23 protein-coding genes and 5 pseudogenes are annotated in these 20,915 nt (G+C 71.0%); 21 read left to right on the forward strand and 7 right to left on the reverse strand.

Annotated elements, in window-relative coordinates; translation table 11 throughout:
* Window positions 1–20: 20 nt before the first annotated feature.
* The gene (locus B4U46_RS33750) at window positions 21–1,565 is read left to right on the forward strand and encodes an IS1182 family transposase (protein WP_079431374.1); all 1,545 of its coding nucleotides are present in this window, start codon (window positions 21–23) and stop codon (window positions 1,563–1,565) included.
* A gap of 497 nt (window positions 1,566–2,062) precedes the next feature.
* Here the strand turns inward: B4U46_RS33750 and B4U46_RS33755 are convergent, their stop codons facing one another.
* Entirely contained in the window at window positions 2,063–2,359 is a 297-nt protein-coding gene (locus tag B4U46_RS33755; RefSeq protein ID WP_079431375.1) for a winged helix-turn-helix transcriptional regulator, read from the reverse strand.
* A 334-nt stretch (window positions 2,360–2,693) separates the two neighbouring features.
* On the opposite strand from B4U46_RS33755, the gene B4U46_RS33760 reads away from it, so the two are divergent.
* The 4 genes from B4U46_RS33760 to B4U46_RS36965 all read left to right on the forward strand — a co-directional run bounded on the left by B4U46_RS33760 (window position 2,694) and on the right by B4U46_RS36965 (window position 5,123).
* Window positions 2,694–2,987 carry a DUF1330 domain-containing protein gene (locus B4U46_RS33760; protein ID WP_079431376.1) on the forward strand — a complete coding sequence of 98 codons (294 nt, stop codon included), beginning with the start codon at window positions 2,694–2,696 and terminating at the stop codon, window positions 2,985–2,987.
* A gap of 3 nt (window positions 2,988–2,990) precedes the next feature.
* Window positions 2,991–3,923 (forward strand): PhzF family phenazine biosynthesis protein, encoded by a 933-nt coding sequence (locus B4U46_RS33765; protein ID WP_079431377.1) that lies wholly within the window; start codon window positions 2,991–2,993, stop codon window positions 3,921–3,923.
* A 145-nt stretch (window positions 3,924–4,068) separates the two neighbouring features.
* Window positions 4,069–4,617: a hypothetical protein gene (locus B4U46_RS36960; RefSeq protein ID WP_107438376.1), complete on the forward strand. Its 549-nt coding sequence runs from the start codon at window positions 4,069–4,071 to the stop codon at window positions 4,615–4,617.
* Entirely contained in the window at window positions 4,614–5,123 is a 510-nt protein-coding gene (locus B4U46_RS36965) for an oxygenase MpaB family protein (protein ID WP_107438377.1), read from the forward strand. Before B4U46_RS36960 ends, B4U46_RS36965 begins: the two co-directional genes overlap by 4 nt.
* Before the next feature lie 79 nt (window positions 5,124–5,202).
* Here the strand turns inward: B4U46_RS36965 and B4U46_RS40740 are convergent.
* Window positions 5,203–5,694: pseudogene (locus B4U46_RS40740) on the reverse strand (LuxR C-terminal-related transcriptional regulator); the annotation flags it as partial.
* A 114-nt stretch (window positions 5,695–5,808) separates the two neighbouring features.
* Window positions 5,809–7,050: a sensor histidine kinase gene (locus B4U46_RS33780; RefSeq protein WP_079431378.1), complete on the reverse strand. Its 1,242-nt coding sequence runs from the start codon at window positions 7,048–7,050 to the stop codon at window positions 5,809–5,811.
* Window positions 7,051–7,217: 167 nt separating this feature from the next.
* Between B4U46_RS33780 and B4U46_RS33785 the strand changes: the two genes are divergently transcribed.
* The 4 genes from B4U46_RS33785 (at window position 7,218) to B4U46_RS33800 (ending at window position 10,931) form a co-directional block, all read left to right on the forward strand.
* Window positions 7,218–8,066: a CPBP family intramembrane glutamic endopeptidase gene (locus tag B4U46_RS33785; protein ID WP_079431379.1), complete on the forward strand. Its 849-nt coding sequence runs from the start codon at window positions 7,218–7,220 to the stop codon at window positions 8,064–8,066.
* A 194-nt stretch (window positions 8,067–8,260) separates the two neighbouring features.
* The gene (locus B4U46_RS33790) at window positions 8,261–9,034 is read left to right on the forward strand and encodes a CPBP family intramembrane glutamic endopeptidase (protein ID WP_237293236.1); all 774 of its coding nucleotides are present in this window, start codon (window positions 8,261–8,263) and stop codon (window positions 9,032–9,034) included.
* On the forward strand, window positions 9,031–10,323 hold the full coding sequence (locus B4U46_RS33795) for a sensor histidine kinase (RefSeq protein WP_079431381.1): 1,293 nt from the start codon (window positions 9,031–9,033) through the stop codon (window positions 10,321–10,323). The genes B4U46_RS33790 and B4U46_RS33795 overlap by 4 nt, the downstream gene beginning before the upstream one ends.
* A complete protein-coding gene (locus B4U46_RS33800) occupies window positions 10,287–10,931 on the forward strand; it encodes a response regulator transcription factor (RefSeq protein ID WP_079431382.1) in 645 nt (214 codons plus the stop codon). Before B4U46_RS33795 ends, B4U46_RS33800 begins: the two co-directional genes overlap by 37 nt.
* A gap of 19 nt (window positions 10,932–10,950) precedes the next feature.
* Here B4U46_RS33800 and B4U46_RS33805 read toward each other — a convergent pair whose 3' ends face one another.
* Window positions 10,951–11,256, reverse strand: coding sequence for a hypothetical protein (locus B4U46_RS33805; RefSeq protein ID WP_123995176.1), 306 nt, complete (start codon window positions 11,254–11,256; stop codon window positions 10,951–10,953).
* A gap of 54 nt (window positions 11,257–11,310) precedes the next feature.
* On the opposite strand from B4U46_RS33805, the gene B4U46_RS33810 reads away from it, so the two are divergent.
* The 8 genes and pseudogenes from B4U46_RS33810 to B4U46_RS40745 all read left to right on the forward strand — a co-directional run.
* Window positions 11,311–11,790: an HAD family hydrolase gene (locus B4U46_RS33810; protein ID WP_079431384.1), complete on the forward strand. Its 480-nt coding sequence runs from the start codon at window positions 11,311–11,313 to the stop codon at window positions 11,788–11,790.
* A gap of 239 nt (window positions 11,791–12,029) precedes the next feature.
* A complete protein-coding gene (locus tag B4U46_RS33815; RefSeq protein WP_079431385.1) occupies window positions 12,030–12,641 on the forward strand; it encodes a hypothetical protein in 612 nt (203 codons plus the stop codon).
* 247 nt (window positions 12,642–12,888) lie between these two features.
* Entirely contained in the window at window positions 12,889–13,569 is a 681-nt protein-coding gene (locus tag B4U46_RS33820) for a hypothetical protein (RefSeq protein ID WP_079432174.1), read from the forward strand.
* A 247-nt stretch (window positions 13,570–13,816) separates the two neighbouring features.
* The gene (locus B4U46_RS33825) at window positions 13,817–14,467 is read left to right on the forward strand and encodes a hypothetical protein (protein ID WP_079431386.1); all 651 of its coding nucleotides are present in this window, start codon (window positions 13,817–13,819) and stop codon (window positions 14,465–14,467) included.
* Window positions 14,468–14,510: 43 nt separating this feature from the next.
* Entirely contained in the window at window positions 14,511–15,242 is a 732-nt protein-coding gene (locus tag B4U46_RS33830; protein WP_123995175.1) for a hypothetical protein, read from the forward strand.
* A gap of 103 nt (window positions 15,243–15,345) precedes the next feature.
* Window positions 15,346–15,792 carry a group II intron maturase-specific domain-containing protein gene (locus tag B4U46_RS33835; RefSeq protein WP_237293405.1) on the forward strand — a complete coding sequence of 149 codons (447 nt, stop codon included), beginning with the start codon at window positions 15,346–15,348 and terminating at the stop codon, window positions 15,790–15,792.
* Window positions 15,698–15,949 carry an HNH endonuclease gene (locus B4U46_RS39605; RefSeq protein ID WP_237293237.1) on the forward strand — a complete coding sequence of 84 codons (252 nt, stop codon included), beginning with the start codon at window positions 15,698–15,700 and terminating at the stop codon, window positions 15,947–15,949. Before B4U46_RS33835 ends, B4U46_RS39605 begins: the two co-directional genes overlap by 95 nt.
* A gap of 67 nt (window positions 15,950–16,016) precedes the next feature.
* Window positions 16,017–16,112, forward strand: a pseudogene (locus B4U46_RS40745) (IS5/IS1182 family transposase); the annotation flags it as partial.
* A gap of 14 nt (window positions 16,113–16,126) precedes the next feature.
* Here B4U46_RS40745 and B4U46_RS33840 read toward each other — a convergent pair.
* Window positions 16,127–16,669, reverse strand: coding sequence for an SMI1/KNR4 family protein (locus B4U46_RS33840; RefSeq protein WP_237293238.1), 543 nt, complete (start codon window positions 16,667–16,669; stop codon window positions 16,127–16,129).
* 158 nt (window positions 16,670–16,827) lie between these two features.
* Between B4U46_RS33840 and B4U46_RS33845 the strand changes: the two genes are divergently transcribed.
* The 3 genes from B4U46_RS33845 to B4U46_RS33860 all read left to right on the forward strand — a co-directional run bounded on the left by B4U46_RS33845 (window position 16,828) and on the right by B4U46_RS33860 (window position 18,766).
* Window positions 16,828–17,061 carry a hypothetical protein gene (locus tag B4U46_RS33845; protein ID WP_311736904.1) on the forward strand — a complete coding sequence of 78 codons (234 nt, stop codon included), beginning with the start codon at window positions 16,828–16,830 and terminating at the stop codon, window positions 17,059–17,061.
* An 831-nt stretch (window positions 17,062–17,892) separates the two neighbouring features.
* Window positions 17,893–18,180 carry a hypothetical protein gene (locus tag B4U46_RS37745; RefSeq protein WP_123995174.1) on the forward strand — a complete coding sequence of 96 codons (288 nt, stop codon included), beginning with the start codon at window positions 17,893–17,895 and terminating at the stop codon, window positions 18,178–18,180.
* A 217-nt stretch (window positions 18,181–18,397) separates the two neighbouring features.
* A complete protein-coding gene (locus tag B4U46_RS33860) occupies window positions 18,398–18,766 on the forward strand; it encodes a DUF6191 domain-containing protein (RefSeq protein WP_123995173.1) in 369 nt (122 codons plus the stop codon).
* Window positions 18,767–18,794: 28 nt separating this feature from the next.
* Here B4U46_RS33860 and B4U46_RS33865 read toward each other — a convergent pair.
* Window positions 18,795–19,642: pseudogene (locus tag B4U46_RS33865) on the reverse strand (IS5 family transposase).
* Window positions 19,626–20,527, reverse strand: a pseudogene (locus B4U46_RS33870) (IS5 family transposase); the annotation flags it as partial. The pseudogenes B4U46_RS33865 and B4U46_RS33870, both read right to left, overlap by 17 nt.
* 16 nt (window positions 20,528–20,543) lie before the next feature.
* Between B4U46_RS33870 and B4U46_RS33875 the strand changes: the two are divergent.
* A pseudogene (locus B4U46_RS33875) lies at window positions 20,544–20,891 on the forward strand (MerR family transcriptional regulator); the annotation flags it as partial.
* Window positions 20,892–20,915 lie beyond the last annotated feature (24 nt).

A 20,915-nucleotide genomic window follows, 5' to 3' on the forward strand; every position in this document is an offset into this window, starting at 1 on the left:
GGGAGACGGTCGGACCTGATGTGTGGGCGACGTGCCGGGAGTTGATTCCGGCTGGGAGTGTGTTCGCGTTCCTGGCCGAGCACCGTGGTCGGTTGTTCCCCGCGGCGATGTTCGCGGACATGTATCCGTCGGCGAACGGGCGGCCGTCCATGCCGCCGCAGATTCTGGCCGCGGCGATCACATTGCAGGCCCTGCACGGCATGTCGGACTTCGAGACGGTCCAGGAACTGCGGTGTGACCTGCGGTGGAAGGCCGCGTGCGGGCTGGGACTGCATGACACCGCGTTCGACCCGTCGCTTCTGGCGTACTTCCGGCGCCGGCTGGCCCGCTCCACCAGCCCGAACCGGGCCTTCGAGGCCGTGCGGGAGGTCGTGAAGGCCACCGGTGTCCTCAGGGGCAAGCACCGGCGGGCACTGGACTCCACCGTGCTGGACGACGCGGTCGCCACCCAGGACACCGTCACCCAGATCATCGGCGCCATCCGGGTGGTGATCCGGGAAGTCCCCGGCGGCGCCGAGGCTGCCGCCGCGCAGTGCACCGCCCACGACTACACCGACCCGGGCAAACCCCGCATCACCTGGAACGATGCCCAGGCACGAGCCAACCTGGTCGACGCGCTCGTCGGCGACGCGGTCAGACTGCTCGGGCATCTGCCCGAGCAGGAACTGGGCGAGAAGGCAGCGAACGCGGTCGGCATCCTCGCGCTGGTCGCCGGGCAGGACGTGGAACCGGCCGAGGACTCCGACGGCCGTGACGGCCGCTGGCGCATCACCCAAGGGACCGCCCCGGACCGGATGATCTCCACCGTCGACCCCGAGTCCCGGCACATCCACAAGACCCGCTCCCATCAGCAGGACGGATACAAGGCCCACCTCGCCGTCGAGCCGGAGACCGGGTTATACACCGCCGTCGCCCTGCGGCCCGGGGCCGGGCCAGAGCACCACGAGGCAGCCGTCGGCCTTGAACTGCTGGCCGAGGAGGACACCCCGGTGGACGCCTTCGGTGACACCGCCTACTCCACCGGCGACGCCCGCCAGGCCCTCGAAGAGGCCGGACACCGGCTGTTCCTCAAACCCGCCCCGCTGCGGCCGGCCGTTCCAGACGGCTTCACCCTCGACGACTTCGCCATCGACACCTCGGCCGCCATCGTGACCTGCCCCCAAGGCCACACCGTCGGCCTGTCCGAGCCCGGCGGCCGCCACCACCAGCGCAGGGCCGTCTTCGGGAACGTGTGCACCCGATGCCCGCTGCGTGAGCAGTGCACCAAGGCCAAAGCCGGAGGCGTCCTGACCATCCGCCCCCACCACGATCTCCAAGCCGCGGCCCGCCGCCAGGCCGCCACCGACCCCGCCTGGCAGGCCGACTACCGCCGCTGGCGGCCACCAGTCGAACGTGCCGTCGCCTGGCTCGTCCACCACGGCAACCGCCGACTCCGCTACCGGGGCACCATCAGCAACAACGCCTGGCTCCACACCCGAGCAGCCGCCCTCAACCTCCGCCGCCTGATCAACCTCGGACTCACTCACACAGGCGGCACCTGGCACCTCGCACCGGCCATCACATAACCAGAGGGGCCGCCCGGCCTACGGCCGGACGGCCCCTCAACAAGATCTTCATCAGTCTTCTAGACGCCGTCCGCATCGCCGACGCGCTGCGCAGCAGCCCGTAATCCGGTGTCACCTTGACGAGCCGAAGTCAGTAAACGTCAAGGTTGTGTGCAGGCCCGGAAGCAGGTGCCCCGGCCCGCTGCTGCGCCCCGCTGCCTGTGGGGCCGGCCGATGTGGTCACGGGCTTTGGCGAGGAGGCGTTCTGCGGTGCGGGTGCTGACGCCGTACCGGGCGCCGAGGGGCCGGCGGTGACGGCGGGGGCCGTCCCCCGTGCCGCGCCGCGTCCAGGGCGGCGGCGATCTCGGGCAGACGGAGACCCCCGCAACGCCTGGGCGTCGCCTTCACCCCTCTGCGCGGCGACGGGCCAGCGAGCGAGGGTCTCTCGCAGGCCGCGTGAGCCCGTGTCCCGAGTCGGCGGCCGTCACATCACCCCTCCACCTCGTCGGGCGTGACCTTCACGTCTCCGCGGGCTCCTGATCGTTGTGTTCTCGCTCCTGCGCCCAGGTGGTCGCCCATTCGTCGAGCGGACGAAGGGCATCACGGAGTGCTGTCCCCAGCCGAGTGAGCTCGTAGCCGTCGGCCGAGGGGGCGATGATCCCGCTCGACGCGAGTTCGCGGAGCCGCTGGTAGAGGACGCTGGATGACAGCCCTTCGCACCGTGCCAGCAGCGCGCGGGCGCCGAGCGGACCCGCACGCAGTTCCCAGAGAATTCGCAGCGCCCATCGACGGCCGAACAGGTCCATCGCGGCCATGAGGGGACGGCCGGTCGTCGATCCACGAACCGGTGTTCCTGGGCGCGGTGTCGGCATGACCCTCCTTGCGTTTCGTTATTCGAAACACTAGCATCCACCCCGGTGTTTCTGATTTCGAAACAAACTCGACGGGAGAGCCGAGGTCGCAGACAGCCCTGCTGGAACCGCAGTGCACCGACCAGGCCGGCGCACTGCTCGCGCGCATGACACCGCGGCTCTGATCGGCATCGGCGCCATGGTGATCACGACGCCGACAAGCCTCGCTCTCGCCCGTCGACACTCGTCCGAGACCAACCCGTAAGTCGGATGCACTCATCCCCACACTGGAGGTTCCATGCCCAAGGGCTACTGGGTCAGCGTCTACCGCACCATTTCAGATCCTGAGAAGCTGGCCGCTTACAACAAGCTGGCCCGCCTGGCCGTCGAGGCCGCGGGCGGCCGGACCATCGTCCGTGGCGGTCGGGTCGTGGCGCATGACGCCGGAATCGCCGAGCGCACCGTCGTGGTCGAGTTCGACAGCTTCGAGCAGGCCGTCGCGGCGCGCGAGAGTGCGGCCTACCAGGAGGCGCTGGTCGCCCTCTCCGATGGCGTCGAGCGCGACTTCCGCATCGTCGAAGGCATCGACTGACCGATGTCCTGGCCGGATGTCATGGTGGTTGATGCGTGCGTGCGGCGCGACGGCCGGGGCGGTAGCCCCACGGCCGTCACCGACGACGACCCGGCGGCGACGGACGCGGACCGGCGTGCGGTCGCCGCTGCGGCCGGCACCTCGCACGCGGCGTTCCTCGGCCCGGGGCGGACGCCGGACGGTGGCCGGCCGGTCCGGTTCTTCACCGCCACCGCCGAACTGTCCGGCTGCGGCCACGGCACCGTTGCCGCGCAGGCCGTCCGGTTGACCCGCACCGCGCTGGGCGAGCTGAACGACCGCCAGCACACCGGCGGGCGCACGTTCGACACCGCCGCGATCCGTCGCCCCGCCGGCGTCGAGGTGTGGTTCGACCAGGGCCTCGTCGCGCTGCGTCACCCCGCACCGGACGAGCGCGCCGCGATCGTCGCCGCGCTCGGGCTCACGGAGGACGATCCGCATCCGACCGACGCGCCACGGATTGCCGCGCCCGGCGCACCACGCATGCTGGTACCGGTCCACGACCGGTCGGCGCTGCTCCGAGTCCGCCCACACCTCGGCAGGCTGGCAGCGGCGTGCCGGCGGTACGGGCTCCTCGGCTGTTTCGTGTACGTAGCGCCGGTGGGCGACCGGCCGGGTGCGGCGCGGATGTTCGCGCCGGCGATCGGTGTCGACGAGGACGTCGCCAACGCCAACAGCACCGGCTGCCTGGCCGCCCACCTGCTCGACACGACAGGGGCGCAGACGGTCGCGATCGAGGTGGAGCAGGGCGACACCCTCGGTCGACCGGCCAGCGTGCTCGCTTCGGCCCGACGCGGGCCGGCGGGCATCACGACCCGGGTCGGCGGGCTAGCGGTGGTCCGCGACGGAGCGCCTCCTGGGTGCGCCGCAGCGCGGCGGACAGCGCCGCGTACCCGATGGCCGGGGTCCGTGAGCTGACCTTCGGCAGGCCGCTGCCCGGCCCGGCCGCCGGGCGGTGGGTCGTCTCTTTCGGGTCCTGCCGGTCGAGTCGGCGTCGTTCGGTGCCGTGCATCGGCGCGGGTCAGGCAAGATCGGGAAGAGACGACCTGGTCGAAGGAGAACCGTGAAGCTGTCGTTCGAGAAGCCCCCGGCATACGATCTGGGATCCGATGCCGACCTCGGCATGTGGCTGGCGGAGTGGGGCGAGTACGCGGACCGGATCGTCCACCTCGGTCCCGACGACGGCCGCAGCCACGGACAGCTGTGCTGGGACGTCCTGGCGCCCACGGGACTGCTTGCTCCGGACTGCGGCCGTTGCGACCACGGGCACGGCGGCCCGCGCTCCCCGGACCAGATGGAAGCCGCGCTGGCCAGGCGGATTCCCGCGGACGAGGTGCTGTCCTGGACGGCAGCCACGCTGGTTCGCCCCCTCGCTTACCGGGGCGGTGGTGCCGGCGGGGCGATGCGCCGCCTGGCCGAGGCCATCGCCGGCGGGCTGGCGGAGCTGTTGGGGCCGGACGCCGACTGGCGTGCCAACGGCCATGCCGCCTACCGGGAGGCGGCCCTGGGCAACGTCACGTGGACACCGGTCACCGAGGCCACCTTTGACGCGGCCGTGGTGGGAATCGGCAGTGGGCGAGCCGTGGTCGTCGTCGCCACGGACGAGGACTGAGGCGGCAGGAACGTTCCGGCGCGGCAACGGCGAGCCGGTCTCCCGGAAGTACACCACCGAACACCACCGGCGCCGCGTGCGTCTTCAGCGTGCAGGTCCTGGAGGCCATGCGGAACCTCGGCCTGGACGTCTCCAAGGACGACGCCCACGGCTTCATGTGTGCCTGGCACCACGTCAACCACTACCTCGGCACGCCGGAGAAGTGGCTGCTGCCCAAGGACGCCGACGAGATCGACCGCCTGTGGAAGCAGGAACGCGACAGGGAGTGGAAGAAGACCGACGACGGCGTCTTCATGACCACCCAGGCCGTCAAGTGCTACAAGAGTTCGCGGCCATCTCCGGCGGGGATGAGAACACCGTCCGGGAGGAGCATCGGGCGGCTGCGGGTTCCGGCCCGCGCTCCGATCACCTGTCAGGGTCCCGAGGGCCGGGCCGCCTGCGGGACAGTCCCGGCACCGACCACGGCGCGGTGCGTGCGGGCAGCCACCCTGGCCCGGCCCGTGTGACAGCGTCCGGCTCGGCCTTCGGCGCGCCCCGAGCGCCCTCCGTGAGAAGGGACGGCGGGGCGGGTCTCTGGGGGGCGCCTAGGTAGGTGAGGACCGCGAGGACGCGCCGGTGGCCGCTGTCCTCGGGTGGGAGTCCGAGCTTCAGGAAGATGTTGCCGACGTGCTTGTGCACGGCCCGCTCGGTGACGACGAGCCGATCGGCGATCTCGGAGTTGCCGTATCCCTGGGCCATCATCGCGAGTACCTCGCGTTCGCGTTCCGTCAGCCTGCTCAAGGGGTTGCCGCGCGTCGCGAGGAGTTGACGGACCACTTCGGGGTCGAGCGCGGTGCCGCCGGCCGCCACCCGGTGGAGGGCGTCGAGGAAGTCGTCGACGCGGGCGACCCGGTCCTTGAGCAGGTAGCCGACGCCGGTGCCGTCGGCGATCAACTCTCGGGCGTAGGTGTCCTCGACGTACTGTGAGAGCACGAGCACCGGGAGGCCGGGGATGTGCTCCCGGGCGCGGAGTGCGGCTCTGATGCCTTCGTCGGTGAAGGCCGGGGGGAGGCGGACGTCGACCACGGCTACGTCCGGTGAGCGCGCCCGTCACGAAGGAGTCGGCGTCCTCGGTGATGGCGAGCACGTCGTTCCCCAGGGCCTTCAGCATCGTGGAAAGTCCCTGGGCGAGGAGTACGTTGTCCTCGGCGATCAGGATGCGCACGGGCACTCCACGGTGATGACGGTGGGGCCGCCGGGCGGGCTCTGCACCCGCAGCACGCCGTCGACGGCCTCGACGCGCCGGCGCATGCCCCGCAGCCCGGTGCCGTGGCCCTCGGCGGCCCCGCCGCGGCCGTCGTCGGTGATCTCCGCGCGCAGCGTGTCGCCGGCCCTGGCCAGGGTGACCGACGCGGAGCGTGCGTGGCTGTGCTTGGCCGCGTTGGTGAGCGCCTCGGTCACGGCGAAGTAGACGGCGACCTCGACCTGCGCCGGTACCTCGCCCAGTTCGCCGAGGTGGGCGGCGGCGGGTACCGGGCAGCGGGCGACGACCGCCGAGAGCGCACCGGCCAGGCCCCGGTCGGCGAGGACCGGAGGGTAGATGGAGCGCAGGAAGTCGCGCAGTTCGGCCATCGCTTCCTCGGCGCCCTCCCGCGCCCGGGTCAGCAGCGGTCCCACGGCCTCGGGGTCGGAGCCGAGGGTCCGTTCGGCGAGGCCGAGCTGCATGGCGAGGGAGACCAGGCGGGCCTGGGTTCCGTCGTGCAGGTCGCGTTCGATGCGGCGCAGCTCGTCGCCGTGCGCAGTGATCGCCCCGGTGCGCGTACGGTTCAGGGCCGCCACACGTTCGGCGAGGACCGCGGCGGCCGAGGGGGCCAGCAGCCGCCGGCTCGATGCCGCTGCCAGCCTGGCGATCAGGGGCGGGCCGGTCAGGGCGAGCAGCACGCTCAGCACGAACTGGGGCACGCCGATGCGCAATGCGGATCCCCATCCGTCGATCGGGATGTTCATCATCACCTTGATCGGCTCGTCCGCAGGGAACACCCACCACAGTCCGACGAGGACGAGCACGGCCGCCGGGAACAGGAAGAGCACCGCGCCGATGAGCCCGAGCAGGGTTCCGGCGACCGCCATGCAGGGTGCCCAGCGCAGGTCGCGGCCGGTCGCCGGGTCCGACAGCACTGCCCTCAGAGTGCTTCGGGTGTGCGGTCCGGCCGGCGTGGTGGGGGTCGCCGCCCAGCGGCCCAGCCGACTGCGCTCGGCGTCGGCGAGCCGGCGCAGCAGCCGGAGTTCGAGCGGCAGGACGAGCAGGCCCACGCCGACGAGGCAGAGCACGGCCGAGTACACCAGTACGGGTATCAGCACGACCAGGGCCAGTCCGTGGGCGGCCGCGATCGCGCAGTACCCGGCGGCACGGGCCGAACGCGACACGTACGTACGGGTTGTCGATAGATCCATCACGGACCCAGTCTTCCTCTCCCGGCCTCCCGGCACAGTGGAGCTGGCTACACCATGAGCAGGGGAGCGCACACGATCGCCCCGGTCCTCCGGCGGTTCGTAGCGTCGCCGTCATGAAACGAGCGAACTCGCGAGAACGTCCGAGCCACGGGCTCATCTCTTTCCTGGTGATCAGCTTCGTCGGCGCGTGGCTGACCATGGTCCCCCTGTGGCTCGACGGCCTGCGCCGGACGAGCGCCGCGCAGGAGACGCCGCCGCTCGCGGCGTTGTGCATGATCCTGATGATGCTGGTGCCGGCCCTGACCGCCTTCGGCCTCACGGCGCACCGGCAGGGGGCGCGCGAGGCCGTGCGCGTCCTCGGCCTCCTGCGGTCCACACCATGGCGGCACGAACTGCGCTGCGTGGCAGGGGCGCTCACGGTCCCGCTCGGCCTCACCGCCGTCGGCCTGGCCGTCTCCACCCTCGCTGGCTGGTACGTCCCCGCGCACCTGCCCGGGCCCGGCACGGTCGCGCTGCTCGTGCTGAGCGCGCTGGTGTCCCTACCGCTGTACTTCGGGGAGGAACTCGGCTGGCAGGGCTACATGCTGCCCAGGCTGGTGCAGCGCGGCAGAATCCGCGGCCTGCTGCTCGGCGGGGCGATCTGGGGGGCGTGGCACGTCCCGATGACGGCGCTCGGCGGGAGCTATCCCGGCCATCCGGTGGTGCTGGGGATACCGGCCGCTGTGGTGACCGCGACGCTGCTCGGAACGGTGATCGCGGCCGTCCGGCTGGCGACCGGGTCGGTGTGGGCGGCCGTGGCGGCGCACGTGTCGCTCAACGAGTTCGCGCTGCCCCTGACCCGCCACGTCGCGGGCGCGCTCGTCGACCCGCTGCTCGCGGGGCCGCTGAGCATCGCGACCTGGCCGGCGAGCACCCTCGCGGTGGTGGGCGTCTGGCTGGCGTACCGACGCCACGGCGGACCCGGCACGGCGGCCGACGGCGTGGTGGCCGGCGCGTCCAGGCATACCTCGCCGTAGGCGCCGTGCGAGGGGTGCATCCAGGTCCACCCCAGCCCGGTTGCCAGGTGCAGTGGCCTGCCGGGCGCCGCGCGGCATCGTGGTCCGCGTAGGGATTCGACGGATTCATCGGGCGAACGGGGAAGGTGCTCATGGGGCGCGTGGACGGGGACTTCACGGGGCGGACGGAGCGTCGGGGTGGAGTGTGGGGCACCGTGGGCGTGTTCACGGTCGTCGCCTCCCTGGCGGCCGGGACGCTGGGGGCGGTACAGCCGGCGACCGGGATACCGCAGGAGGTCGTGCAACTGACCCAGTTCGGGCCGGCCCTCGCGGTGGGCGCGGTCGCGCTGTACCGGCGCCGGCGGACGCGCGAGCTGCTGCGGGGCGCCGGGGCGGGGGCTGGTCCGCACCCCCTCGGCGGTGCGGTGCTGCTCGGTGCGGCCGGGCTGATCGTCGTGCTCTGCGTGCTCGGGTACTACGCGGTCCGCGGGGAGGCGCCCTTCACGTCGCCGGGGTCCCTGCAACAGCCTTTCGCGCTGATCATGGTGGCGCAGCTGGTGGGGGCCTGTGGGGAGGAGGCCGGCTGGCGCTGCTTCCTCCAGCCGCTGCTGCGCACCCGTCTGGGGACGGTCGCCGCCTCGGTGACGGTGGGTGTGCTGTGGGGGGTCTGGCACGTGCAGGTCTTCGCGCAGGCGCCCGCCTACGCCGCCGGGTTCCTCGTGGCCACGGTGGCAATGTCGGTGGTCCTGGGCATCGCGCTCGACGGCCTGGGCGGGTGGCGGCGGCTGCTGTACGCGGGCGGCTTCCACGCCCTGGTCAACCTCGGACTGCTCCTGTTCCTGGACGAGGAGTCCGGAGCCGTCCCGCCCATGCTCTGCTTCGGGCTGTCCTGTCTGGTGGTGGCCGCGCTCGCGGTCGTCCTCCGCGGCGGCCGGCGTGCACCGGCACGGGCGGCGGTGCACGCAGCGGCTACCCTGCACAGGACATGAGTTCGACATCACGCCCTTTCCGTGCGGAGTTGTCCCGCCGCTCGGCCGCCGTCGGCCGCTGTCACCTCGCCGGGCTGCTGGGCCTGCGGGTGGCGGCCGTCGGGGCCGGCGTCGTGGGAGCCCTGCTCCTGCTGCCCGTCGGCGTGGGCCTGCGGCTGCTGCCGCCCGGCGCAGCCGCGTTGCGCCGCTGCGCCGACCGCGCCCGCCACCGGGCGGAGCAGTGGTCGGGGGTGCGGATCACCACGCCCGATCCGCTCCCGCGGACCGCGGGGGCCCGCGGGGTCCTGGCGGACGCGGGGTTCTGGCGGGACCTGTCCTGGGCGTGGCTGGAGCCGCTGGTGGGCGGCCTGCTGGTCGCCCTGCCGCCGTCCCTGGTCGTGTACGGGCTCTTCGGGGTGCTCGTGCAGCCCTTCGTGTGGCGGCTCCTGGACGACGGCAACTGGTACGCCTTCGTCCCCGTGCACAGCACCGCCCTGATGCTCGCGGCGACCGTACTGGGCCTGGGTTTCACCGCCGCAGGGCTGCTCCTCGCCCCGCCCGCCCTGCGCCTGCACGCCCGGTGGGGGCGCCGGCTGCTCGCCGCCCCGCGCGTCACCGAACTCCGACGCCGAGTCGAAGAGCTGACGGACAGCCGGACCGAGGTGCTGGACCGGCAGGCGGCCGAACTGCGGCGCATCGAGCGGGACCTGCACGACGGGGCTCAGGCGCGGCTCGTCGCCCTCGGGATGCGCCTGGACAGCGCGACGCGGCTGCTGGAGGTCGATCCGCCGACCGCCCGGGCCGCGCTGCTGGAGGTGCGCGAACTGTCCGGGCGGGCCCTCGAAGACCTGCGCGGCCTGGTCCGGGGCATCCAGCCGCCAGTCCTGATCGACCGCGGCCTGGGCGACGCCGTACGCTCCCTGGCCCTTGACAGCTTCCTCGACGTGGACGTCGAGGTGCGGCTGGCGGGGCGGCTGCCGGCCGCCGTGGAGTCGGCCGCCTACTTCGCGGTCAACGAACTGCTGGCCAACGCGGCGAAGCACTCCGCCGCCGGCCGGGTGGACATCCGCCTCGCGCACGAGGACGAGGGCGAGGAAGCGGGCGCCAGAGGCCCGCGGCTGCGCGTGACCGTCACCGACGACGGCCGCGGCGGCGCGGACCCCTCCCGGGGGACCGGGTTGCTCGGCGTCCGGGAGCGATTGGCTACCTTCGACGGGAGCCTCGTCCTGCACAGCCCGCAGGGCGGCCCCACCACCGTCATCCTGGAGATCCCGTGCGCGTCGTCCTTGCCGAAGACCTCTTCCTGCTGAGGGACGGCCTGGTCCGCACGCTCACCGAGCACGGCTTCGACGTCGTCGCCGCCGTCGACAACGGCCCCGGCCTCCTGCGCGCCCTGCTGGAGGAGCCGCCGGACGTGGCGGTCGTCGACGTACGCCTGCCGCCGACCCACACCGACGAGGGCCTCCAGGCCGCCCTCGAAGCCCGGCGCCACCACCGCGGCCTGCCCGTGCTCGTGCTCTCGCAGTACGTCGACCAGCTCTACGCGAACGAGCTCCTGTCGAGCGAAGACGGCGCCGTGGGCTACCTGCTGAAGGACCGGGTCACCGACACCGGCCAGTTCATCGACGCCGTACGCCGCGTAGCCGCCGGCGGCACCGTCCTGGACCCGCAGGTGATCGGACGCCTGCTGGCACGCGGCGAGGCCCGCGGCACCATATCCGCCCTCACCCCGCGCGAACGCGACGTCCTGGAATTGATGGCGGAAGGCCGCTCCAACGCCGCCATCGCGGGGACCCTGTACTTCAGCGAGAGCGCCGTCGCCAAGCACACCGCGAGCATCTTCACGAAGCTCGGCATCGCCCCCTCCACGGAGGACAACCGGCGGGTCCTCGCCGTCCTCGCCTACCTGCGCCGCTGACGCTCGCCGGCGCCCGTCTCTAGCGGACGGCTCCGGCGGCGAGGGTGACTTGAGCGGTCCATGACCAGGGTTCCCGAGGGGGATCCCAGCTCACCTCGACGTCGGTGTCGTGGAAGTCGCGCGCGAGTTCCGTCACCATCTGGGCCGCCGCGGCTCGCGCGTCTTGTGGGTCGGTGTTGACCGGCACGTCCAGACGCCCGCAGAGCATGCCGCCTTCCACGGTGAGGACGCTGTGGCGCCAGCCCTCTGGCGTCGCCAACAGCACGATCCCCTTCGGGATGCCCCAGTCGGGCCGCTTCTTCTTCTCCTTCTTGCGTCTCACCATGCGGCTATCCAACATCGTCGGGTTCGTGGCGATGAGGTTGGCTGGCAGCTCAGCTTGCCGTCCGCCCGCGTCGGCATCCTCACCGACCAGGAGTGGGCCGACAACGTCGCCGACCGCCTCGCCGACGACTACGGCCCCGCCGTATGCCACAACCTCGGACCCCGGCGCGCCGACCGAGGTGAACGCGACGACACCATGGTCGAACTCCTCGACCGGATCCGCCGTCACATGCCCGTCGGCGTCCTGTCCAACTGCACCGACGCCCTTCCCGCCGACCTCGAACACCACAACATCACCTTCGACCACGTCTTCTCCTCCGCGAGCCTCGGCGTCGACAAACCCTCCCCCCACGCCTTCCGCGCCGCCGTCGACCGCATGGACATCCCCACCCAGCGCCTGGCGTACTTCGACGACGAACCCACCTTCGTCCACGCCGCTTCCACCACCGGACTCCGCGCCCACCTCTTCACCGGACCCAAGGACTTCGCCACCCAGATGCAGAAGTTCGGCCTGCCCCTCGGCATCCCCGCCTGACCGCCACACCGCGTAGGGCTGCGCTGACCCAGACCGCGCAGCCCGACGCTCAGCGGCGCTACAGTGGCGGTCACTCCGTCGAGCGGCTGACCGGAGTCCTCCCGGCACACCCCTTCTTCGTGGTCAGCCTTCGGGACGGATTTCCCCCGTTCGCCTGACCAGAGGACGCCGGTGCGCGAAGGTCGTGGCACACGGGCCCGCGGCCGGGCGGGGGCCCTGCCAGGCGGTGAAGGGGCGTTATGGCCGGCGACAGGGAGACGTGGACGACCGAGGAGTTCGGGACCTCCCACGAGGGCTGGGTCGGGGTCCTCCTGGCCGACGGGACCGTCCCCGCGCCGGCGCTCTTCGATACCGGTTCGGGCCCCGATGTCCACCAGACGTCTCACTGGTCCGTCTACGACGGCCGCTTCACGCACATCCCGCGCGCGGCCGCGCTCCGCGGAACCTGCTCGTGCGGATGGAGCGGCCCCGAACACCCCTTGGACTGGGACGCGATCGGCAAGCAGGATCTGGAGGACGCCGCCGACGAACAGGCGGACGCGTGCTGCCAGGACTGGGACGAGCACACGACCGCCGTCGAAGCGGCCACGATCCCGCTCCCCGAGTCCGTCACCCACCTCCTTGAGCAACTGCAAGCCGAGATCGGAAAGCTCGGCGACGACTCGCCCCTCGCCGCGGTCCGTGCGGTCCGCCGGCTGGAGGCCGCCGCCCGCGCGGCGGGGTACTGGGTCGCCCGCTCCGCCCAGCACGACGCCACCCCGGCGCAAGCTGCGACCGCGCTGGGCCTGACCGAGGCCGCCGCCCGCCGCGAACTCGCCCGGCTCGGCCGCTGGAGCCCGTACCAGCCTTGACGACCGCCGCTGAAGGTTCGGAGGCCATCAAGGCCGTGCCCGGCGCATCGTCGCCGACGCGTTCGGCCTGGGACCGTCCGTGCGCGTGGGGGCGCCGGCCCCGATCGCGTGCGTACCCGGCCTCGGTACTGGTGGGCCCGCGTATTCAACTGTCGCGAGTTGCCGCACCTGACTCCGGCACTGCTACTGAGCGTGATAGCCCTTGGGGAAGATTCTGAGTGTCAGGGGTATCCGGTTGGATGAGCACGTGACTGTCTATGACGTAGCTCGCCAGTTCCCTTCGATCGCTGACCTGCGGAACCTGTGCCGCTCGCTGGCGATGCTCGACGCGATCCTGAGCCCGGACTGGGAAGGCCGGTATTACTCCTTCAACGCTGGCTGGGCCGACGACGAGGAGATGGCCTCGATGCGCAACGGGTCGGGGAACGAGTACTCCATCGTGTTCTCGGCGGCCGGGGCCTACGTCCGTGGCTTCGACCACGAAGCACCGATGAGCCCGTACGGCAACGACGGCGAGCCCTGGCCGGGAGTGATCGACGAGGTTCCGGAGGTCTTCAAGCCCTTCGTCGAAGAGCCAGCGTTCACCGACGAGGATGACGTCCCCGTCGTGACGGCCTGCCTGTGGCGGGAGGCAACGGATGATCGGTGGCGGCACGGCGTGATCGACTTCCCCGCCGGGTGTTCCGACCCGGACGGGGCAACAGGCCTGTTCGAGCTCCTGGTCGACCGCTCGCCGGAAGCGTTCCGGCGCTTCGCCGAGGACTACTACGAGGTTCCTGTCGACCTGGAAGCGGTGCGCGACGTGTATGCCTTGCGACCGCTGAGCCAGAAGCTGGTGTCATCGCTGAACGCGGAGGTCACCCTCGCAGACCTGGCCGAGGACCTCGCCGAGATCGGCTACCCGCAGCCGGCGCGGGACGTGATCTGAGCTTCAACCGTCAGTGAGTGGAGAGGGACCGCACGCCACGGCGGCCACGCCGACATCATCCGCGAGAGCCTGGACGGCGCCACCCTCTACCCCGCTGATGGCCGCCGCCGAGCAGTGGCCCGACCCGTGGTCCGAGCCCTGGGAGCCCGCCGCGCCCGCCGGCTGAGGGCTACGGGCCGTCAGAAGTCGTGCCCCGTCGGCCGGGTATGGCCGAGGCGCTCTTGCGGACCGGTCCTACGCTGGAGGCATGGCCATCGATCCCTTGCTGAGACAAGGCCCCGACTCGACGGATCTGGTCCTGCGCGCCGGCCCGACCGGGCCGGTGTGGAACGTGCTGGCCTCGGCGGGGCCGGCGCTGTTCACTCCGCTCGCCCTGGGCGTGCCGACCCTGTGCGTCGCCTTGTGGATGGCGCTGGCCGGGGCGCGGGCGTCGACCGTGTTCGTGGTGGTGGGGGTGATCGCCGGGCTGGAGTACCTGATCGGCTGGCCGGTGCTGGCCTTTTCCCGGGCCCGGGACATCCTGCGGGTGGAGTTCGCGCCGGCCACGGTGCCCGCGTCCCTGCGGTTGGTCCGGGCCGCCGGGCCGGACGACTGGCTGCCCGTCGAGACGCTGCGCGAGGTGCGGCTGACGCACAAGGTGGTGGAGCCGTACCAGGGGGACTACAAGCCGGCCGTCTCCACGCTCGCGCTGGAACTCGTCCTGCGGGGCGAACGGGAGCGGCTCGCGCTCCCGGACGGCGGCGACCCGCAGCGGCTCGCCGACGCGTTGAAGGCCCTGCTCGGCCCGGCTGGGGTCGTGGTGTGGCTGCGCACCGAGCGCAGCACGCGCGATCGGCCGCAGCCCAACTCCAGCTGGACCTCCGGCGGTTCGGCCTCGGCCGGCTCGGGTGGCGGCTGACCCCGGGCTGCCCGTGGCGCTCCCCGGCCGGGGAGCGCCCGCTGTGGCAGCGATCAGCCGCCGGAACAGCGGCGTGCCGACTGCCGTGCGACATGTCCTGCCACTGCCGGGTGACGCGAAGGTCAGGCAGGCGGCGGTTCAAGCGTTCTCGGCGTGGGGAACCGCCGTGGTGCCGCTGCTCCAGGCGGTCCGCATCGACGGTCCCGGGGCGGCGCGCGCGGGTGCTCTGGAAGCCTTGGCGGAGATCGGCGGCGAGGCGGTGATGAGCGCCCGTGACATCGCGGCACTGGAACGGCTGGCCAGGATCGAAATCGCCGGCGACACGCCGGTTCCGCTCTCCCGCTGCTTCCTCTCCTGGATCGCGGTGCCTACCGGGGACCAGGCCGGCGTCATGGAGATGCTCGGGCTGTCGCAGCCGCGTCCGGTCCCGTTCTCCGTCGTCGTGTATGCCGCGGACATCGACAGCCACGGGGGCCTCGACGCCGATCCACTCGATGTGTACCGCAGAGTGTTCGTTACTCCCGAGCTCGCCGGCTGGACCTTGGTCGGTTCCTGGTGCGATCCCAGTACCACCGAACGCCAGAACGATGTCCTCGAAGCATGCGAACACCTCAGCGCCCGCTTCGGTCGCGCGCAGGCCTACTGGTGGAGCGCCTCGCAGGACGGCTCGGCGGACCTGATCGCTGGCTCAGGCTCCGGGTCCCTGAAGCGCGCTGGGTTCCGGGCCACTACTGGGCCCGCCTCCGGGGCGTTGTGCGGGGTATGGGACGGATGAAGCCGGGGCGTACGCGCCGGGCGAGGCTGGGGTGCGGGCGCTGCGGTACGTGGGCGCCGAGGGATTGGATGTCGGCGGCTGGTCCGCGTATTACCGGACGGTGGTGTCCAGCCGGACGTTCTCGGCACTGGACAGCTATGTGTGGATGCTCACCTACAAGTGGGCCGAGCGCACCCACCCGAAGAAGTCGAAGCACTGGATCGTGAACAAGTACTTCGGCAGGCTCAACCGATCTAAGGCGAACAACTGGGTATTCGGTGACCGCGCCACAGGCGCACACCTTCCCAAGTTCGCCTGGACCAACATCAGACGGCATCAGCTGGTCAGAGGTAAGTCGTCACCCGACGATCCTGCCCTCCGCGGCTACTGGAGCCAACGCCGTCAACGCGGACACCGCCACCGATGGATAAGATCAGCCTCACTCTGGCGGCCCGCCAGAAGGGAATCTGTCCGCTGTGCGGCAAACGCTCATCGCCGGCGCGGAATTCGAGCCCGACACTCCACGCGAATGGATCGATTGGTTCGACGCGATGAAGAAGCGGTTGCATAAACACCACTTCACCTACCGGCGGCATGGCGGCTCCGATGAGAGCAAGAATCTTCGGCTCGTCCACTCGGAATGCCATCGCCGGCACCATTCAGGCGACGGCGACGGCGACCGGAAAAGAGCAGAACCTGTGAAGCCTTCAGGCTTGCTTGAGCCGTGATGCGTGGAAACAGGCACGTCCGGTTCTGAGGGGGCCGGGTCACGGCGACGTGCCCCGGCTACCCGACCAGTGGCGCGGCCTGGCCACTCGTTACGACAAGACGGCTACGAGCTACCAGGCAGGGCTCCACCTCGCGGCCATTTTGATCTGGTCAGCGAGGTGATCCCAAGAGCCGGCCTATGAGCTGGAGCGAGAGGACCCGCCCCAGCCCGGCGGCAGCAAGTCCCAGGAGTCGTAGCGAAGCCACTCGCTGAACGTGACTGGGCGGGCGCTGCCCATGTGATCGAGCGACAGCGGGATGATCAGGTCACAAGTGGCGCGACCATCCCACCACACCGTGCCTGCGAGTGGACCGGTGACCGCCAGCAGAGTGTAGAAGCCGCAGCCGTTGTCCTGCAGGGTCACGGCTCCGGCGGTCTTCTGCTCTTCGAAGACCTCGCATTCCCTGTCCCAGGCCTGCCAGGCATCCGCGTGGTCCGGCTCGTTGGTGAAGTCCTCCAGGCAGGGTTCGCGGGCATCCAGTTCGGCGTTCGCGTCCACGTATGAGTCGGGGTGTGGAAAGGGCAGGGGCAGCAGCTCCGCCAGGGGCTGACGATCCGCGCCCCAATCCCAGCCCCACTCTCTTCGACAGGGCCGGAACACCCGCTTGGCGGGCTTCGCCGCCTTGAGGTACGCGCGGTAGGCGGCCGGGAAGGACACACCGAGCTCGTGCTCGGCCATGACCAGCTCTCCCTCTGTCAACGGCGGGGACACGGACTGACGATGCATGGTGTCGAGCCTAGAGCTGACCGAGCTGTGCGCACCACGGGATGAAACGCACTCTGCCCCACCTCTGCACGTCCGTCGGATGATCCGCAAGAAACGGCCTAGGCGAGAACGTGATCCTGGCCGACACCGTCACTGGCTCCGTCGCCCTTCTCACTCCGAAGGGTGACGGATGGGACGTACGCGAAGGTGGACCGGTCCGGCTGTGGGAACGGATCGAAAGCGTACTCACCGCCTATGATGTGGCTGGCCAGCCGGGACCGGAGACCTTCACCCTGCACGTGCACGATGCCGGGCAGCACCTGAGCCACCCCCAAATGCCCGGCATGCCGCTTCCCCGTCCGTGAGCTGTGAGACGCTTCCATGGGAAAGCACCGGCGCCCCGGCCCTCCGAACCAGCCGTCTCGTGCTGTGCCGCGTGTGGACGTAAACGACCCGCTCGCCTCGTACAACAAGCGCCGGCGTGCACCGATGGATGTCTACCGGCGCCCGGCCGGTGGGGGGTGGAGCGGGCCACCTTCGGCCGGACGAGCCGCGTGTCCTGGAGGAGTGGGATGGCTTCGCCTACGCACGCTCCAGACCTCGCCGCGGCCAAGCAGTGGATCAGCGAGCTCACGGGCGGTGGCGGGGCCTGAGCGTCGGGAGCAGGGTGCGGGAGCCGAGGTTGTACGGGCGCTCTGCCCTTGCGGGAGAGGCTCCTCGAACTGACAGCGGAACCGGTGTGCGGCCAGGTCCGGGGGTGGAGTCGGCAGGGCGGGCGACCTGGCAGGGCCTCGGGACCGCGATGGGCCATATCCGCTGCACTCGCACACCTTGAATGGATCGGGGCTTTTCGGCCACACTTCCCATAGGGCTTCCGTGCTTGGGGGTTTGGCGTGTCAGGTCGCGGCGTACGGATCGGCATGGCGGTCGCCGCCATGGTCATGCTGTCGGGGGCAGCCGGCTGCATCGGGGACGAGGCCCCGGGGCCACCGTCGGGGGGCCAGGGCCCTGTACAGCAGGGGGAGGGGGGCAAGTCCCCCGCGAAGTCCCCGGGCAGTTCACCGCAGTCGGGCGGTTCTCCGGCGAAGACCCCCACGTCGCCGAGGACGACGGAGCCGCCTCTTGGGGACATTTACATCCGCCGCACCCTGGAGCCGGAGAACGTTCCCACGCGGGACGGCGAGAGGGTCGCGTGTGTGAGCGGCATTCAGGCGGGGGTACAGATCAAGCCCGGTGACGTTAAGGCCACTTGGCGGGCGGTGGCGCTCACACACCCGCTGGCCAACACCGCGGAGCTGCCGGAACGGGGCGACGCGAAGGGCGTGCTCGTCACCCCCCAGGCTGGCACGCTGGAGCCCGGCAGGAGCGCGGACATCCACGTGGGCGGCACATTCGACAAGGACCTGAAGTCCTTCTACCTCGTGATCCAGAACGGCGCCCGCACCACCACGCTCACCATGCACTACACCTGCATCGTCAACTGACGGGGCCCCCCGGCTCACTCGTACCGGTCCAGCGGCGATTCACGCTCGTGTTCTGCTGGTGATCTCGTCGGGACCCGGTGCCACTCCACTGTCGCGGCCCGTGCGGCGTGCCGGCCAGCCGATGAACGTGCACACATGCTGGCCTCGGCCAGCACCCTGCCTTGTCGAGACGCCGTGTGGCTAGTGACTGGTTCCTGTCTGACAAATGATCTCTCGGGTGGAACGCCTGGGTCACGCCGTGCGTTGTCAGCGCATGCTGCGCTTACTCACAAGCCCGCTCGTCGTACTCGTCATCGTGATACCGCTGTTCCTGCTGGCGTTGTTGCGGAAGGTGGTTCAGCAGGGTCAGCAGCGGGGTTGGCTCCCCGGCCGTTTGGCGGAACGCGAGTTCGGAAGCAGAGGTGTGGGTGCGACCGCCACCGAAGAACTCCATGCCCTGATCTATCCGAGCAAGCGGGTCCAGCTGGAACAACGCCGCATCGCGCTGGTTCTACGGGATGACGAGCAAGACGGCGCTCCCAAGAAGACAGGGATCGATCTCGATGCGGGCACCGCCCGGATCCACCGAAGTGGCCGGTCAGCCTGAGCTGGGGAGCGACGCTCGGGGCAGGAAGTCACGAGTCGCAGTGGCGGAGCCACAGAACGAGTGAGGCGAGCCGCAGCCCGGCCTCGTAGCGGGCGGCAAGCTTGTCGAACCGGGTCGCAACGGAGCGCAACTGTTTCAGTCGGCTGAAGCACCGCTCCACAACATTGCGGCCCTTGCAGAGATCTCTGTCAAAGGCGGGGCGACGGCCACCGTGAGTGCCGCGCCGATGCCGGTTGGCGATCTGGTCGGCGCGTTCAGGGATGGTCGCACGGATGCCTCGACGTCGCAGGCGGGTACGAATGGCGCGGGAGGAATACGCTTTGTCGGCCAGCACCCGGTCGGGCCGACTGCGGGGCCTCCCGGCGGCAGTGCGGGGCACGCGGATCGCGTCCAGCACCGCGCCGAAAACCGTGGCGTCGGCGGTATTGCCTGGCGTCACAACAACGGACAAGGGCAGGCCGCGACCATCGACGGCCAGATGGACCTTAAGTGGTCAGCCCGCCCCGGGACCGGCCGAGGGCCTGCCCCGCCGCCGAGCGTGGCGGAGTTTCCAGTTTGTCCTTGCCAGGGTCCCTTTTTTACGGGCTCCATCGGCGTGCTGGTGAGCCCGGTTGATGGTGGAGTCCACCGACACCGTCCAATCCACGCGCCCCACGGCGTCATCCCGGACCTGGACATGCTCCAGCAGCTTGGCCCAGGTGCCATCGGCCTCCCAGCGGGCGAAGCGTTCGTAGGCGGTTTGCCAGGGCCGTATCTCTCGGGCAGATCGCGCCATGGCGCGCCCGTTCGCAACCGCCACAACACGCCATCGATCACTTGACGGTGATCTCTCCACGGCCGACCCCGCCCATCCGCCGCCGGGAGCAACGGTTGTATCTCGGAGCCAGAGGATCAGCGAAGCCAGGACGTCTCCGGTCCGGTAGCGGTCGGCGAGCTTGTCGAACCTGGTCGCGATCGCGCGGAACTGCTTGAGGCGTGCGAAGCATCGTTCGACCACGTTGCGGTCGCGGTAGACGTCCTTGTCGAAGGCGGGCGGCCGGCCGCCGAGGCGCCCTCGGCGCCGGCGGTTGGCCGCTTGGTCGCGGCGCTCGGGGATCGTGACGGCGATGCCCCGACGCCGCAGCAGGCGCCGGATCGCCCGGCTGGGGTAGGCCTCGCCCAGGACCCGGGCCGGTGTCGTGCGCGGGCGGCCGGCGCCGGCTCGCGGGACGCGGATCCCGTCGAGGACCTGGCCGAACGCGGTGGCATCGTTGACGTTGCCGGGCGTGAGCACGATGGACAGGGGCAGGCCCCGGCCGTCGACGGCGAGGTGGACCTTCGTGGTCAGCCCGCCTTGGGACCGGCCGAGGGCCTGGCGCGTCTGCGAGCGGCCCGGATCTTCCAGTTCGTCCCCGTCTGCGGCCCCTTTTTACGTGCGCCGGCGGCGTGCTGGTGGGGCAGGTTGACCGTGGAGTCGACAGCGACAGTCCACTCGACCCCGCCCACCGCGTCGTCACGGACCTGCACATGCTCCAACAGCCTTGCCCACCTGCCGTCCGCCTCCCAGCGGGCGAACCGCTCCTAGACGGTCTGCCACGGCCCATACCGCTCCGGCAGGTCCCGCCACGGAGCCCCGGCCCGCAACCGCCACAGCACACCATTGACCACCTGCCAGTGATCACGCCACGGCCGACCACGCCCGTCCACCTGCGGCAATAAGGGCCCTATCCGCTCCCACGCCACGTCCGTCAACCCACCTCTACCTGCCGCAAGATCAATCATCAGACACGCCTTAGGCCGGTTCTGGCTCACGCGCGACTACCTGCCCGAGTTCGCCGGCGTCCTCGCCGGCTTCCCCTCGCTCGCGGGGATGGCCGGCGCCATCGGCGCCCGCGCCGAGCCGGTGCCCATCCCGTGGGACTGCGCCGACGGCCGGTTCGACGCGTACCGGCGCCGCCCGGGAGCGTATCTGGAGGATCACGTGCGCCGTGCGGTGTCGGTGTGGACGAGGGGCGGGCCAGAGGCCGAGCAGCGGGCGGTGCGCAGCCTCGGTGACGACCTCCGTTCCGGCCGGTGGGCCGAGCGCAACAGCGACCTCGCCGACCTCGACGCGGCAGATCTCGGCCTTCGCTTGCTCATCGCTTGAAGGGACACCGGTCCGGCCTGACCC

Origin of the sequence: Streptomyces katrae (assembly GCF_002028425.1) — a bacterium.
GTDB classification, from domain to species: domain Bacteria; phylum Actinomycetota; class Actinomycetes; order Streptomycetales; family Streptomycetaceae; genus Streptomyces; species Streptomyces katrae_A.

Bases quoted from the DNA above. Each gene is read 5' to 3' on its own strand.
- B4U46_RS33840 (WP_237293238.1), bottom strand. From the start codon at position 16,669: ATGGCCGAGCACGAGCTCGGTGTGTCCTTCCCGGCCGCCTACCGCGCG.
- B4U46_RS33765 (WP_079431377.1), top strand. From the start codon at position 2,991: ATGTCCTGGCCGGATGTCATGGTGGTTGATGCGTGCGTGCGGCGCGAC.
- B4U46_RS33815 (WP_079431385.1), top strand. From the start codon at position 12,030: ATGGCCGGCGACAGGGAGACGTGGACGACCGAGGAGTTCGGGACCTCC.
- B4U46_RS33805 (WP_123995176.1), bottom strand. From the start codon at position 11,256: ATGGTGAGACGCAAGAAGGAGAAGAAGAAGCGGCCCGACTGGGGCATC.
- B4U46_RS33795 (WP_079431381.1), top strand. From the start codon at position 9,031: ATGAGTTCGACATCACGCCCTTTCCGTGCGGAGTTGTCCCGCCGCTCG.
- B4U46_RS33760 (WP_079431376.1), top strand. From the start codon at position 2,694: ATGCCCAAGGGCTACTGGGTCAGCGTCTACCGCACCATTTCAGATCCT.
- B4U46_RS33780 (WP_079431378.1), bottom strand. From the start codon at position 7,050: ATGGATCTATCGACAACCCGTACGTACGTGTCGCGTTCGGCCCGTGCC.
- B4U46_RS33755 (WP_079431375.1), bottom strand. From the start codon at position 2,359: ATGGCCGCGATGGACCTGTTCGGCCGTCGATGGGCGCTGCGAATTCTC.
- B4U46_RS33825 (WP_079431386.1), top strand. From the start codon at position 13,817: ATGGCCATCGATCCCTTGCTGAGACAAGGCCCCGACTCGACGGATCTG.